Source organism: Aquibacillus halophilus (genome assembly GCF_009649745.1).
Lineage (GTDB): Bacteria > Bacillota > Bacilli > Bacillales > Amphibacillaceae > Aquibacillus > Aquibacillus halophilus.
In genome coordinates this window covers 62,232-76,550 of sequence record NZ_WJNG01000010.1, presented here as the reverse complement: position 1 = coordinate 76,550, position 14,319 = coordinate 62,232, and the positions used below count along the sequence as shown (strand labels likewise).

Annotated in this window: 16 protein-coding genes; 15 read left to right on the top strand and 1 reads right to left on the bottom strand. The window is 36.6% G+C overall.

Going from position 1 to position 14,319, the window contains the following annotated elements:
• The first annotated feature begins 99 nt into the window (after positions 1-99).
• From GH741_RS12825 to GH741_RS12805, 5 genes are all read left to right on the top strand, one after another.
• Positions 100-1,509, top strand: a complete 1,410-nt coding sequence (locus GH741_RS12825; RefSeq protein ID WP_153737193.1) for a family 43 glycosylhydrolase — start codon at positions 100-102, stop codon at positions 1,507-1,509.
• Between the two features lie 214 nt (positions 1,510-1,723).
• Positions 1,724-2,017 (top strand): hypothetical protein, encoded by a 294-nt coding sequence (locus tag GH741_RS12820; RefSeq protein WP_153737192.1) that lies wholly within the window; start codon positions 1,724-1,726, stop codon positions 2,015-2,017.
• 427 nt (positions 2,018-2,444) lie between these two features.
• A complete protein-coding gene (locus GH741_RS12815; protein ID WP_153737191.1) occupies positions 2,445-3,497 on the top strand; it encodes an ATP-binding protein in 1,053 nt (350 codons plus the stop codon).
• Positions 3,498-3,690: 193 nt separating this feature from the next.
• Complete coding sequence (locus tag GH741_RS12810) at positions 3,691-3,984, top strand: hypothetical protein (RefSeq protein WP_153737190.1); 294 nt, start codon at positions 3,691-3,693, stop codon at positions 3,982-3,984.
• 51 nt (positions 3,985-4,035) lie between these two features.
• A complete protein-coding gene (locus GH741_RS12805; protein ID WP_338079414.1) occupies positions 4,036-4,629 on the top strand; it encodes an NUDIX domain-containing protein in 594 nt (197 codons plus the stop codon).
• Here the strand turns inward: GH741_RS12805 and GH741_RS12800 are convergent.
• Positions 4,626-6,281, bottom strand: a complete 1,656-nt coding sequence (locus GH741_RS12800) for an FAD-binding dehydrogenase (RefSeq protein WP_153737189.1) — start codon at positions 6,279-6,281, stop codon at positions 4,626-4,628. The genes GH741_RS12805 and GH741_RS12800 overlap by 4 nt on opposite strands.
• A gap of 926 nt (positions 6,282-7,207) precedes the next feature.
• Here GH741_RS12800 and arsA point away from each other — a divergent pair.
• From arsA to GH741_RS12750, 10 genes are all read left to right on the top strand, one after another.
• Positions 7,208-8,968: an arsenical pump-driving ATPase gene (gene arsA, locus GH741_RS12795; RefSeq protein WP_153737188.1), complete on the top strand. Its 1,761-nt coding sequence runs from the start codon at positions 7,208-7,210 to the stop codon at positions 8,966-8,968.
• Positions 8,969-8,989: 21 nt separating this feature from the next.
• The gene (locus tag GH741_RS12790) at positions 8,990-9,337 is read left to right on the top strand and encodes an ArsR/SmtB family transcription factor (RefSeq protein ID WP_153737187.1); all 348 of its coding nucleotides are present in this window, start codon (positions 8,990-8,992) and stop codon (positions 9,335-9,337) included.
• Between the two features lie 33 nt (positions 9,338-9,370).
• A complete protein-coding gene (gene arsB / locus GH741_RS12785) occupies positions 9,371-10,444 on the top strand; it encodes an ACR3 family arsenite efflux transporter (RefSeq protein ID WP_153737186.1) in 1,074 nt (357 codons plus the stop codon).
• A 47-nt stretch (positions 10,445-10,491) separates the two neighbouring features.
• Positions 10,492-10,911, top strand: coding sequence for an arsenate reductase (thioredoxin) (arsC, locus tag GH741_RS12780; protein ID WP_153737185.1), 420 nt, complete (start codon positions 10,492-10,494; stop codon positions 10,909-10,911).
• A 47-nt stretch (positions 10,912-10,958) separates the two neighbouring features.
• Entirely contained in the window at positions 10,959-11,315 is a 357-nt protein-coding gene (arsD, locus tag GH741_RS12775; RefSeq protein WP_153737184.1) for an arsenite efflux transporter metallochaperone ArsD, read from the top strand.
• Between the two features lie 160 nt (positions 11,316-11,475).
• Positions 11,476-11,643 carry an iron-sulfur cluster assembly accessory protein gene (locus GH741_RS12770; protein WP_153737183.1) on the top strand — a complete coding sequence of 56 codons (168 nt, stop codon included), beginning with the start codon at positions 11,476-11,478 and terminating at the stop codon, positions 11,641-11,643.
• Positions 11,644-11,902: 259 nt separating this feature from the next.
• On the top strand, positions 11,903-12,364 hold the full coding sequence (locus GH741_RS12765; RefSeq protein WP_170287629.1) for a hypothetical protein: 462 nt from the start codon (positions 11,903-11,905) through the stop codon (positions 12,362-12,364).
• 313 nt (positions 12,365-12,677) lie between these two features.
• The gene (locus tag GH741_RS12760; protein WP_153737181.1) at positions 12,678-12,875 is read left to right on the top strand and encodes a hypothetical protein; all 198 of its coding nucleotides are present in this window, start codon (positions 12,678-12,680) and stop codon (positions 12,873-12,875) included.
• Between the two features lie 197 nt (positions 12,876-13,072).
• Positions 13,073-13,330 (top strand): hypothetical protein, encoded by a 258-nt coding sequence (locus GH741_RS12755; protein WP_153737180.1) that lies wholly within the window; start codon positions 13,073-13,075, stop codon positions 13,328-13,330.
• 178 nt (positions 13,331-13,508) lie between these two features.
• A complete protein-coding gene (locus GH741_RS12750; protein ID WP_153737179.1) occupies positions 13,509-14,249 on the top strand; it encodes a TolB-like translocation protein in 741 nt (246 codons plus the stop codon).
• Positions 14,250-14,319: the final 70 nt, after the last annotated feature.

Below are 14,319 nucleotides of genomic sequence, written 5' to 3'. Positions count from 1 at the left end.
AGCCCTTTTAAAAAGACCAGTTAACTTATTATTTCTAAACTAACGACGGGCGGAAACAAAAGAACCGTCCCCATGAATCTAAATATGGTGGTGCTGACAATGAAAAAACAAGGATTTAATCCATATCTTCCTTCATGGGAATACATTCCCGATGGTGAACCGTATGTTTTTAATGATAGAGTCTATGTTTATGGTTCACATGACCGGTTTAACGGACATGCCTATTGTTTAAATGATTATGTATGCTGGTCTGCTCCGGTGAATGACTTGGCTGACTGGCGGTATGAAGGTATCATCTACAAAAAAACAGATGATCCATTGAACCAAGCCGAAACTATGTGCCTCTATGCACCTGATGTCACAGTTGGCCCGGATGGAAGGTATTATTTGTACTATGTACTAGATAAAATTTCTATTGTATCAGTGGCCGTTTCTGATACGCCGGCAGGAACGTATGAATTTTATGGATATGTCCATGATGCAGAAGGCGGTCGTCTAGGGGAGAGAGATGGAGATGAACCCCAATTTGATCCGAGTGTGCTGACCGAAGGAGATAAAAATTATCTATATACTGGATTTTGTGCAGTTGGTGATAAATCAAGAAGTGGTGCTATGGCAACGGTACTTGGGCCGGATATGCTAACCATTTTGGAAGAACCGGTATTCGTAGCACCGAGTGAACCTTATAGTGCAGGAAGTAGTTTTGAGGGACATGAATTCTTCGAAGCACCTTCGATGAGAAAGAAGGGGGATACGTACTATTTGGTCTATTCCTCCATTGTCATGCATGAACTGTGTTACGCTACCAGCAAACATCCAACGAAAGATTTTGTCTATGGAGGAGTTATTGTGAGCAATAATGACCTTCATATCGACTCTTATAAGCCGGCCGACAAACCTATGTATTATGGAGGAAATAATCATGGCGGTATCGTTGATATCAATGATACCTGGTATATTTTTTATCATAGACACACGAATGGGTCGAATTTCAGTCGGCAAGGGTGCATCGAGCCAATTGAATTTCTAGGGGATGGTTCGATTCCACAGGTAGAGATGACATCCTGTGGTTCTAATGGAGGTCCACTTGCCGGACGGGGAGAGTATCCAGCTTATCTAGCATGTAATCTGTTTTGCCGAGATGAAGCGATGTATACCGGTGATCTATGGATGGACAGCCAATTCCCGAAAATAACCCAGGATGGAAAAGATGGGGATGAAGAAATAGGATTTATTGCCAATATGACAGATTCTGCAACAGCTGGGTTTAAATATTTTGACTGTAAGGGAATAACAAAGGTCAAAATCAAGGTAAGAGGATATTGTAACGGTGCATTTGAAGTGAAAACATCATGGAATGGTGAAACCCTTGGGAAGATACCTGTTGAATTTACAAATGTATGGACTGAATACTCCTCTGACATAGCTATCCCAGATGGTATTCAGGCATTATATATTACATATACAGGAAATGGTAGGGCTGCCCTAGCTTCTTTTACTCTAGAATAATAAATAAGAAAGTTAGGGACGGTTCTCATGTACTTTTTGGAGTCATGAGAACCGTCCCTATCAGTTAGATTGATTTAAGCTGTCGTATGTCTGCGACGGCTTTTTTGACTTGGTGTTGATTTTAAGATAGTGGTTTATTTTTCTTATATAGAGGAAAGGATTAAGTAGCCCCGTTTTATCGTTATTATGTAACTAATTGTATGAGGTGATGATGATGACTAAACAGAAAAAAACTATTTGGATAATTGGTAATATACTTATTGGAATAAGTGCTTTCTTAGCGTATTTATGGGGGATTCTTCGAGCTTGGGGTGACGATGGTGGGATAATTTGGACATATCCAATTGGAGCAGTTACCGTCGTTTTAGTAGTCTTTGGTTTCTTCAATTCCTTTATAATTTCTAGTGAAAAAGCAAAACAATGGGGATTATCAGTTGTTATACTACTAGGATCAGTTATTGCTACAATGGTAGTTCATGGAATCCTGCAGAATACGATATTAGAATAACTTGTATTGTTAGCAAAATATAGCGGATAAAGGCTAAGTCCAATATCTTATAGTAGTATTTAACTATATAAGAAGTTAGATATATTAAGTTTTTGTAAATTATAGTTAATATTTACCATTTATACTTGATAATAGTTTGCTAATTATGTAAAGTGAACTTTAGACGCTATAATTGGAAAAACATTATAATGCCATTATTATTTAATGTCTCTTTACTGAAAAAAATGATGTTAATTCAACTAAACTCTATATAAATACCTATTGTGCTTCAATAGTAGAATACCCCAGTTTTCTTTTTTGATAAATTTTACTATTTGTTTCCTCACCTATGAGAATTCTATAATTTCAAACTGAAAAATATGGTGCAAATACCATACTTTATTATTGAAAATGTTTTTTTGACTCATGAAAGAGGAGAGGGCCTTATATGATCACTGAGGTAAATGGAGTTAGTATAGATTTTCATCAATTAGTTGAGCACTCAATGAACGCAATAATGCTTATTGATGGTGAAGAGATAATTTATGTGAACAAAACTAGTATGGAGTTATTTGCTATTTCAGATCTGAGTGAGGTAATAGGTCAAAATGTACTTAAATATCTTCATTCTGACTATTATGAGATAAGTAAGGAAAGGTTAAGAAGAGTAGTAGAAGATAATAGAGTTGTCGGGACTATAGAACAAAAGGTAACAAGATTTGATGGTGAAATAATTGATGTAGAGGTAACAACAGCTCCTCACCGTTTTAATGGGAAGACGCTGGCCCAAGTAACTATACGAGATATCACTGAACATAAGATTGCGCTGAATTCGATGATACAATCTGAAAAATTAAGTTTAATTGGTGAAATGGCTGCAGGAATTGTACATGAAATAAGAAATCCTTTGACATCAATTAAAGGATTTTTACATCTTATGCAATCTGGAACTATCAAAATAAACGATTACATAGCTATTATTAAATCTGAAATTGAAAACATTGAAAGTATTGCGAATGAGCTTTTGCTCTTTTCAAAACCTAGTCAACAAGATCTTAAAGAGGAAGATATAATTAAAATTGTTAAAGATGTAGTATTTTTACTCAATAACGAAGCATCAAAAAAGGATGTTACTATCAGCTTGTCAACGGACGAAGAAGATGCGACTGTAAATGCAAATAAAACACAACTTAAACAGGTCTTTATAAACATTGTTAAAAACGCTATTGAAGCAACTCCAAATTATGGGGATATAAAAATTATTATCAAACAAGAACAGCAGGAAGTAAGTGTACTAGTTAGTGACACAGGCTGTGGTATTCCAGAAGATAAGCTTCAAAAACTTGGACAATCCTTTTTCACAACTAAAGATAAAGGAACAGGACTAGGACTGATGATCACTCATAAAATCGTTAAGAGTCATAATGGCGTAATATCCGTATCAAGTGAAGTGGATAAGGGAACGACATTTTGCGTAACATTACCTAGCGTGGAAACCTAGGAAACGTGGAAAGATAGGGAAGGTTCTCATGTACTTTTTTGAGTCATGAGAACCTTCCCTATCAGTATTATAAGATCGCCAATCGCGGCGATCTTTTTTTGTTTTATAAAATAGTCAAATTGGAATTTTATGTTAAAATTAATCTAATGATTTAGTTTGATTTTCGATAATTTTACTAAAGGAGTGCATGTTTTTGTCTAGAGAACTTGAAGGCTTTCTTTATTTCGGGTTTATGGGAATATCATTCTTGGTTTCAATTTTATTTATTGTTTTTATGTTTAGAAAAACCAATAACGCTAGGAGAACATATTGGCAATCAGTCGGACTTAGCTTTCTTTTGTTCGGTATGGGTTGCATATGGTGGTTTTTTCAAGCGAGTGACGGTATTAGTATGATTTTTGGCTGGACTTATTACGGTGTAGCTTTTTTCTTAGGAATTTTGTTAAACATAGCTGTTGTTACAGTTGTTAAAAGAAATTTCTTTTAAAAGTTAATTCCACAGTAATTTTTAATCAAAGTTCAGATGTGAGGTGCGAATGTGTTATTTAATACATTATTTGAAGAAAAAAACATGCAAATAAGTGGGAAAATCGTGAACCACAGAAAAGCGGTAAGAGCAGTAATTACACAAAATAATAAAGTTCTATTAGTACAATCAAATAAGGGAGATTATAAACTTCCTGGAGGTGGCATAGAAGAAGGTGAGAGCGACTCAGGTGGGCTTATACGTGAAGTGGGGGAAGAAACTGGTTACATAAACATCATAGTTAAAGACAAGATAGGTTCTGTTATTGAAAGAAAAATAGACGCATATGATAGTAACGCTTTATTCCAAATGACTTCCTACTACTATTTTTGTGAACTTGCTAGTGAACAAAGAGTTAATCAGAAATTAGATAATTATGAGTTGGAGCAAGAATTTACTCCTAAATGGGTCTCCTTGGATGATGCCATACATCAAAATGAAAAAATGTTAATCCAAAACAGTAAAAATAAATGGATAGAAAGAGAAAATTATGTTTTGAAAGAACTTAAAAAAACAATGAAATTGGATAAATGGATAAATAGGGACGGTTCTTTTGTACTTTTTTGGACTCAAAAGAACCGTCCCTATGAATTACCTATGAATTAGCCTAAATCTTTTGCCAATCCACGAGCAGCTTGACGGCCTGAGAAGAGACATCCTCCAAGGAATGTACCTTCTAGAGCGCGATAACCATGAATTCCACCGCCACCAAAACCGGCAACTTCCCCCGCTGCGTAAAGACCTGGGACTGGTTTACCTGATTGATCAAGCACTCGTCCCGACAAATCGGTTTGAAGTCCACCTAAAGTTTTACGGCTGACAATATGCAACCGAACTGCAATAAGTGGTCCACTCTTGGAATCCAAAAGTTTATGTGGCTTTGCAACTCTTATTAATTTATCACCTAGGTAGTTACGTGCACCACGTAGTGCTGTAATTTGTAAATCTTTAGTGAACTTATTATCCATTTCTCGATCCCGGGCTTGAACTTGTCGTTCAATATCAGCTAAGTTAAGTAATTTTTCATCAGTTAAATTATTCATACCGTCTACAAGCTCAGGTAATGTTTTGGCAACTACAAAATCTTCCCCTTTATCCATAAACGCCTGCACTGGACTAGTCGGACCCGGAAGTACACGAGATAAAACTTTCTTAATACTCTTACCAGTTAAATCGGGATTCTGCTCGGAGCCTGATAATGCAAATTCACGCTCAATAATCTTCTGAGTGAGAATGAACCAGGAATAGTCAAAGCCAGTTGCCTGAATAGTTTCTAACGTTCCTAATGTGTCAAAGCCAGGAAAATTAGGAGCCGGAAGTCTTTGCCCTCGTGCATCTAACCAAAGGGATGAGGGGCCTGGAAGGATTCGAATTCCATGGTTGGCCCAAACAGGATTCCAGTTTTTAATTCCTTCGGTGTAATGCCACATCCGATCTCTATTTACAATTCGGCCTCCAGCATCTTCTGTAATGGTAAGCATCCGCCCGTCAACATGCTCTGGAACACCGGAAATCATATTTTTTGGGGGGGAACCTAATCGAGCTGGCCAATGTTCTCTGATTAGTTCGTGATTTGCACCGATACCGCCACTAGTTACCATCACGGCCTGTGACTGGAACTCGAACTCACCAATTTTATTTCGGGAACTTGCTTCACCACGAGCAGCAGAACTTTGCTCAAGCACTCCCCCTTTGACACCAGTGATCGATCCACCAGTTGAAATTAGTTCATCAACCCGATGACGAGGCCGATAATCCACTAATCCTTTTTTAATAGCTTCACGCATTCTTTCCTCAAACGGAGCAACAATACCAGGACCTGTTCCCCATACGATATGAAACCTAGGAACAGAGTTACCATGCCCCTCTGCAAGATATCCACCGCGTTCAGCCCAACCAACAATTGGAAAAAAACGTATCCCCTGTTCATGTAGCCATTTTCGTTTCTCATTTGTAGCAAATTCTATATACGCTTTTGCCCATTTTTTGCCCCAATAATCTTCATCATCTTCTCGGTCGTATCCAGCAGTCCCCATCCAGTCTTGCCATGCAAGTTCACGGGAATCCTTTATCCCCATCCGTCTTTGCTCTGGCGAATTGACTAGAAAAAGGCCACCAAATGACCACCATGCTTGACCTCCAAGAGACGCTTCTGGCTCCTGATCAAGTAACAGTACTTTTTTTCCTTTATCTGCTAGTTCAACTGTTGCAACTAGTCCTGCAAGTCCAGATCCAACAACAATTACATCGTAATCCATACCTGTTCCCCCTAATAGTACAAAAGTAATTTAATGTTTATATAAGGCTCATTTCGTAAGCTTTGTTGTTATTAATCTTCGCAGTTGATGAAAAATGCTAAATAACTGCTATATGGATTTCCGCTTCAGGCAGTCGCTTTCCGCGGGCAACGCTTCAACTTCCTCGGAAGAAAACCACTTCCTCCGGGATTTTCAGCCGTCGCTTTTCCCGCTGGAGTCGACTGCCCTTCGCTCCAATCACTATCAAATAATTAAATAGCAGTTGTATGGTTATTGTATTTATCAAACACAACAGAATAATAGCTGGGGAAATAAACGAAACTCCTAATACAGTACAAACTTGAACGTTATGAAATTTCTAATTAATAAGTAGAAATGTTTCATGAAATAAACGTTGTTGGAGTTCATCTCATTTGAACAGAAAGCTACCTTAAGCTTCGGAAAAATGCGACACTCCTATGGGAAAGGAACAGTCTGAAGACCCCGCAGTGAGTGTTCTTTACGAGCGAGGAGGCTGAGGCGTTCCCCATGGAAAGGGAGTGTTTTTCTGCAGCGGTGAGATAGCACTATTCCCATAAAGACCGTAAGGAAGTCAGATAGTTACTTCGCAGTTTATAGATATTCTGTCAAAAACAATCTTTTAGAAAACAGCTTTATATAATGAAAACCCAATTATCAAAAAGTTTTGAAAGCGTAATTACTCCAATAAGTATATTCGATAAAAATTCTGTGAATCCTTCAATATTCCCTATAGTTCACACATAGAAAAAAAGTAATGGATTTGTTTTGGTTTTCTAGTAGATGATAAATTTAAAAGAACCAGCTTAATTTATATATATAAGTGCTTGCTTATATAATTGATCACTTATATAATGAAGTCATAAATTTAATCAATTAGGCAATTCAAATAGATGAGGAGATATTTAATGGAACGTTTACGTCCAGAAGCTATTTCAAACACTAGGTATTTATTTTTTACAGGTAAAGGTGGAGTAGGAAAAACCTCTACAGCTTGTGCTACTGCTATTGCTCTAGCTGATCAAGGGAAAAAGGTACTAATTGTAAGTACCGATCCTGCTTCGAATTTACAAGATGTTTTTGAGGTTGAACTTCAAAATAAACCAACAATGATTGCAGAAATTCCAAATCTTTATGCTGCTAACTTAGACCCTGAAGAGGCAGCCCGAGCTTATCGTGAAAAATTGGTTGGACCATATCGTGGGAAGCTTCCTGATGCTGCAATTGCTAGTATGGAGGAGCAGTTATCAGGTGCGTGTACGGTTGAAATTGCTGCTTTCGATGAATTTACGCATCTATTAGCCAATGAGCAATCGACGAAAGATTTTGATCATATTATTTTCGATACGGCGCCAACAGGTCATACATTACGTTTATTACAGTTGCCAACTGCATGGAATCAATTTTTAGACAATAGTACGCATGGCGCATCCTGCTTAGGACCACTTGCTGGTTTAGAAGAGAAAAAAGATCTTTACGAACAAACGATGAAAGCTTTAGCAAATGGAGAAGAAACACAGCTTGTACTTGTTGCCAGACCTGATCGTTCTTCATTGGAAGAAGCAGCGCGAGCGTCGTCCGAACTTGAACAGATTGGCATAACTAATCAAGCAATAATAGTTAACGGCCTATTTAAACGTCAATCCGATGATCCTATAGCGATCAAGTTAGAGGAAAAGCAACAACAGGCACTAGATAAGCTGCCAGCACTATTTTCATCGATGAACAACTACTTTTTACCACTTGTTCCTTACAATTTAACGGGATTAAGTGCCTTGAGAGAGTTTTTTCAAGAAGGCATAATGACGCATCCTGAACTAACTGAAGCAAAAGCGGTGGATCGTCTTTCTTCTATTAAACAAATCGTTGATGATCTTAGTCCAAGAAAACAAGGTGTGTTTATGACAATGGGAAAGGGTGGAGTTGGTAAAACTACGATGGCAGCAGCTGTTGCGGTCGGGCTAGCCGAAAAAGGACATCGTGTACTGTTAACAACAACAGATCCGGCAGCCCATCTATCGCATGTCCTCAGCCAAGAAACTGTTTCAGAGAATTTAACGATAAGCAAAATAGATCCGATAGAAGTAGTCGATGCTTATCGGAAGCAAGTGCTAGCGGGATTAGATAACAGTTTATCTGAAGAGGAAATTGCGTATGTTAAGGAAGACCTGGAGTCCCCATGCACAGAAGAAATTGCTGTCTTTCGTGCATTTGCAGAAGTGGTTGAACAATCAAAAGATTCGTTTGTTGTTATTGATACAGCTCCAACAGGACACACACTTTTGCTATTAGACGCAGCTCAAACGTATCACCGAGAAGTAGAGAGAACTACAGGGGAAATGCCAGAATCGGTCCAAAAATTAATACCTCGATTACGAGACCCTAAACAAACGCATGTTGCCTTAGTTACGCTACCGGAAGCAACACCTGTGTACGAAGCAAGCCGATTGCAGGATGACCTCCGTCGTGCAGGAATTGAACCTGCTTGGTGGATCATTAATCAAAGCTTCCAAGCAACCAATACGTTCGACCCGGTATTAAAGGGGAGAGCTTCGTCTGAACAGAAATGGATTGAAAAAGTTTCCAGTGATTTAGCAACAAAGACAGTTGTTGTTCCGTGGCAAATCGAGGATATTATCGGTATAGCTGAATTAAAAAAGTTCGGATAAGCTATTCAGGGAGGGTGTCATATGACAACGATAAATACAATTGATGTTGAAAAGGGGTCAATAGTATTAAAGCTTTTAGGAGATAAAACGAGATTAAGTATCGTGTCTCTATTAATGCATGATGAATGTTGTGTCTGTGAGCTCGTTGAAATACTGGAAATGAGTCAGCCTTCGATTAGTCAGCATGTCAAAAAATTAAAGGCTGCTGAAATTGTTAAAGAACGAAGACAGGGACAATGGATTTTTTGTCGTGTTAATACTGAATCTGAAATTTTTTCGTTAGTTAAGAGTATCATGATTCATTTTCCTGAACAGCGAGAGAAAATTAAAGATCTTGAAATTAAAGGACTAAGAGTTTGTTGTAATTAAAGAAAATAGAAGTGCTTGGGGGTACTAATTTTTATGAGTAATGAATACCTAGAAAAAGAAAAAGGAATTGGTTTTTTTGAACGATATTTATCTGTATGGGTAATCCTTTGTATTGTAGTAGGTATTGCCGTTGGACAGTTCTTGCCGCAAGTTCCAGAAACATTAAGTCGATTTGAATATGCCCAAGTATCTGTGCCGGTAGCGATCCTTATCTGGTTAATGATTTATCCGATGATGGCACAAGTCGATTTTTCAAGTATTGTCAATGCAGGAAAAAAACCTAAGGGTTTAGTGATCACCCTTGTTGTTAACTGGTTGATAAAACCGTTCACCATGTATTTCTTCGCCTGGTTATTTTTCAAGATATTATTTGAACCGTTTATTCCAGCAGACCTGGCAGCACAATATATCGCGGGTGCAGTTTTACTGGGTGCCGCACCATGTACAGCAATGGTGTTTGTTTGGAGCCTTTTAACAAAAGGGAATGCAGGTTATACGTTGGTCCAAGTATCAGTCAATGATCTAATACTAATTTTTGCTTATGCTCCGATTGTCATGTTCTTATTAAGAATTAATGATTTTATCATTCCGTTTGATACTATTTTTCTTTCCATTGTCCTATTTATCGTCATCCCACTTTTGGCGGGATATCTTTCACGGATTGTCCTTGTTAAGCGTAAAGGGCTTGAATGGTTTGAAACTGTCTACCTTAAAAATGCAAGCAAATTTACGATTGTAGGTTTATTGCTAACCTTAATCACCATCTTTTCATTCCAAGGTGATGTCATCCTAAGTAACCCAATTCATATTGGATTAATAGCTGTCCCGTTGATAATCCAGACCTTATTTATTTTTGTTATTGCTTATTTATGGGCTAAGGTATGGAAAATCGAGCACAGTGTTGCCGCACCTGCAGCAATGATAGGAACAAGCAATTTCTTTGAGTTAGCCGTCGCAGTTGCGATTGCATTATTCGGATTAAATTCAGGAGCAACACTAGTTACTGTTGTAGGTGTTCTTGTTGAAGTTCCATTGATGTTATTTTTAGTGCGCATCGCTAATAATACGAGACATTGGTTTCCAGAAGGACAATACAGTAAAGGATAACTAAAAAAACAATAATATGAAAAACTATATATGAAGGAGTTTTACTAATGACAAAACCAATTATTTACTTTTTATGTACAGGTAATTCTTGCCGAAGTCAAATGGCTGAGGCATGGGGAAAGAAGCACTTAAGTGATAAGTATGATGTGTATTCAGCTGGAATTGAAGCACATGGTGTTAATCCAAAGGCAATTAAAGCAATGAATGAGGTAGACATTGACATCTCGGATCAAACTTCTGATACAATTGACCAAGAACTTCTTCAAAAAGCGGATTTAGTAGTAACGTTATGTGGTCATGCCAATGATGTGTGTCCGGCAACACCACCAAATAAGGAACGCGTTCACTGGGGCTTTGATGATCCTGCAAAAGCTGAGGGTTCAGAGGAAGATAAATGGGCTGTTTTCCAGCAAGTTCGCGATCAAATCGGAGAACGAATTGAAAGATTTGCAAAGACCGGTGAATAAATGGGAGAATAGTTAGAGTTCTCTTTTCTAAAAGGAAGGTGTTAACCATGGCAACAATTGAAATCTTTGATCCGGCGCTTTGTTGTGCAACTGGAGTATGTGGTCCTAGTGTAGATCCTGAACTAACCCGGATCGCAACAGCTATTTTTCTACTTGAAAAAAGAGGTATTGATATTAAACGTTATAACCTAGCGAACGACGCACAATTTTTTGTTAATGAAATAAAAGTGCAACAGCTTTTAGAGGAAAAAGGGATTGACGTTTTACCGGTTGTCCTTGTTAATAAAGAAGTCAAAAAGCTTGGTGACTATCCTACAAATGATGAGCTAGAACAATGGACCGGAATTCCAAAAATGGATTTAGACAAAAAAGAAGAGAAGTCGAAAGGCATTTCGCTGTTATAGAATTGGGTAACTATTGTACAATTAGTATGAAAGAGGTGACTAAACCATGAATATTAGTGAACAAGCTAAAAGCCTTTTAATAGATGTCATGAACGAACAAGAAATACGCACGTTACGCATTTACTTCGCGGGTATGGGCTGAGGAAGTCCAAAATTAGGATTGGCTCTGGATGAGCCACACGCAGATGACGAATTAAAAGAGATAAATGGCATCAATGTCGCAATTGATCCTATCATTAAGGATCAAACAGAAGGCGTTATATTAAATGTTAAAGAATCAAATGGAGAAAAAGGTCTTGTTCTCGAAGGCATAGAGGATTGTTGTTAGATTTAACAAGGATTGACTATTGCTAACGGGTTCCTTTACCTATCGCAAACACAAAAAAAATGACTACCAAATTGTATATCAATTTGGTAGTCATTTTTTTTGTGATATTAAATGCCCTAATTTACGTTAACTGGTGTACGCCTGCAATTTTTACTGTAAATTCATACACAATTTCAGTAATCAATAATTAAGATTTGATTCTATCCTTTGCAAGGTGTTTTGGTTATTTATGGTAAAATTAAATTAAGATTATGAGTGAATGTACTTACACTGCGCAGGATTGTTGAATAAAAAAGGTAAGGATCGTTACGAGATAACCTTAGTATTTGGTCTAGAAGCATTAAGCAAATTTAAATTAATTGAGAAGGTGAGGGGAGATATGGATAAAAAGGGAGTAATTGCATTGCTTGGAATCATCATCGTTATTATAGCTGGGTATTTCATTGTTACTTACATTTCATTTGTTCAAGTACAGAAATTTGGTGGATTTCCTATTCCCAAAGATGCTGAAGTGACTAAAGAGGAAGAAAATATTATTGTATATAATTGGTCGAAAGCTTCCGAAGAAAATGGTATCCCTAAAAGATACCAGATAGAGTTGGAAAAGGAAGGATGGGATATCGAATGGCGTGAAGGTGCTGCAACAGTGTATAAGAAAGATGGCATAAAAGTTCTTTTGATTTGTTCAACAAATTACTTATCAATTAGCCCAACAGAATAAGGTATCTTCAACAAAACGGGTGCTTTACTTATATAAGGTAAATGCAACCACATTATAAACGAAGCACTTTAGTGGAATAAAAGTAACAATTAAGACGTGATGGTAAATGTGAATTTTTTTAAAAAATTAGTTTTGGGGTGCAGTATAGAACAATAGATCATTTATACTTAGTTTAATATTTTTCTAGTTTTAGGTGCATTCGGAGCGTTTATATATTATTTAAGGGTCCACGATAGATGTACTTAAATTTATTGCGGCAGTAAAGTGGAAGAGTTGGCAATTCCTTAACTATAAAGGATAGGAGGAATTAATTTTGTTTTTATTATCAGTAGTAGGTGGAATACATTTAGGCAGTGTTATCTTTCAATTAGTTTCTCTATTACTTCTAATTGCTCTAGTTGTGGGAATCACTTCATTGATTGTTATGTTTAACAAAAAAAATAAACGACTAAGTAAGATAGAAGAAAAAGTAGATAAGTTACTAACGGATAAAGACAAGAATAGTGAATAAATCAACAGGTACGGTTTTTCTTATTGCATCAACAGGTGCTAATGCGTAATAAGGAGCACTTGAGCTTATTGTATAGAAAATGATAAAGAGTAAGGATGATTGGAATATTATGTTAAATTTAATACGTGAACAGCTGTACTTAAATTAACGGCGCAGGCTAATTCAAAAAGAATTCAAATTATCATTGGAGGGATTAGGTGAGAGTATCTGTTGGAATATTTTTAGGAAGTTTTATAGGTAGCTTTATTCTATTTACGATTTTAAGCAATTTTTTTTCTGTTGATGGTGGAAGTAATTTAGAACCAATCATTTTATCTATAGGAATGGTCATCATATTATTGCTTTGTTATTTAATCTCTATAATCCATTATCTTATAAAGCAACAACAAGGTATTATTGATGAAAAACCAGATATTACAGCTTTTTCAGTAGATAATGAAAAAAATAATTACTAAATATATTCTTCAACGTAGGGTGCTTTACTTTTATTATAAGGCGAATGCAACTTTTTTAACTAACACAACAGGTTAGTGGAGTAAGTAAATCATAAGCGGATACATTTGCTGCACATTGAAAGATTGGTATTGAGTATGTATATATATCCTTTGTAAAAAAAGAAATAGGGGTTTCTATATGTCAAAGAGAAAAGTGTATTATTCAATTATTGGTATCGGATGTTTGTTTTTATTTGTATTAGCAATCTATAACGAAAAAAATTCTAAGGATGAAATAGTAGCAAAGCAAGATTCAGATGCTCTACAGTTGATCGAAGAAAACAGCACAAGAAATGCTATTCAAATATTGTTACAAGAAAATAAGCGAGCGTTAAGTGATTGGTGGGCTTGGTCTCCAAATAAACAGATGGTGGCATTTACTTATTTAGAAAAGGGTTCTAATCCAGTAATGTATTTATGGAAAGTTGGCGATACAAAACCCACAAGATTTAATGAGGTTACTGGATTGGAGGAACATCCTGGTGAATATTATTTTTGGTCACCGAATAGCAAATATTTTATAACAGAAACTGTTGATTCGGGTATAAAGAAAAAAGGTTATGTTTACTCGGTTGAAAAACAAAAGATGATAGATACAATTCCATATGTAATTTCCCTAATTTGGTCACCTGATTCGAGAAGAGTAGGTATCGGAATTGAAAATACTGAATTTGAACCGATGATTGCAACAGAGTTATATGGTACGGTTGATTTAGGTATATATAACATAGAAACAGGAAAAGTGTCTATTGTTGAGGGAGGAACGGGAGAATACTATCTTATCCCAAGTGATTGGGATGAGGATGGATATATACATGCTGAAAAAAGATATATAAACTCATCCAGAGTAAACACCAATTTAAAATTAAAGGTAGATTAGGAAAGTATGTATATGAACAGATAATGTTTCAACTTCGTTATTTGAAGCTAAAAATAGAAGATGATATTTG

Coding starts and splice junctions, on each gene's coding strand:
- GH741_RS12825 (WP_153737193.1), top strand. CDS start 100: ATGAAAAAACAAGGATTTAATCCATATCTTCCTTCATGGGAATACATT.
- GH741_RS12820 (WP_153737192.1), top strand. CDS start 1,724: ATGACTAAACAGAAAAAAACTATTTGGATAATTGGTAATATACTTATT.
- GH741_RS12815 (WP_153737191.1), top strand. CDS start 2,445: ATGATCACTGAGGTAAATGGAGTTAGTATAGATTTTCATCAATTAGTT.
- GH741_RS12800 (WP_153737189.1), bottom strand. CDS start 6,281: ATGGATTACGATGTAATTGTTGTTGGATCTGGACTTGCAGGACTAGTT.
- arsA (WP_153737188.1), top strand. CDS start 7,208: ATGGAACGTTTACGTCCAGAAGCTATTTCAAACACTAGGTATTTATTT.
- GH741_RS12790 (WP_153737187.1), top strand. CDS start 8,990: ATGACAACGATAAATACAATTGATGTTGAAAAGGGGTCAATAGTATTA.
- arsB (WP_153737186.1), top strand. CDS start 9,371: ATGAGTAATGAATACCTAGAAAAAGAAAAAGGAATTGGTTTTTTTGAA.
- arsC (WP_153737185.1), top strand. CDS start 10,492: ATGACAAAACCAATTATTTACTTTTTATGTACAGGTAATTCTTGCCGA.
- arsD (WP_153737184.1), top strand. CDS start 10,959: ATGGCAACAATTGAAATCTTTGATCCGGCGCTTTGTTGTGCAACTGGA.
- GH741_RS12765 (WP_170287629.1), top strand. CDS start 11,903: ATGTACTTACACTGCGCAGGATTGTTGAATAAAAAAGGTAAGGATCGT.
- GH741_RS12750 (WP_153737179.1), top strand. CDS start 13,509: ATGTCAAAGAGAAAAGTGTATTATTCAATTATTGGTATCGGATGTTTG.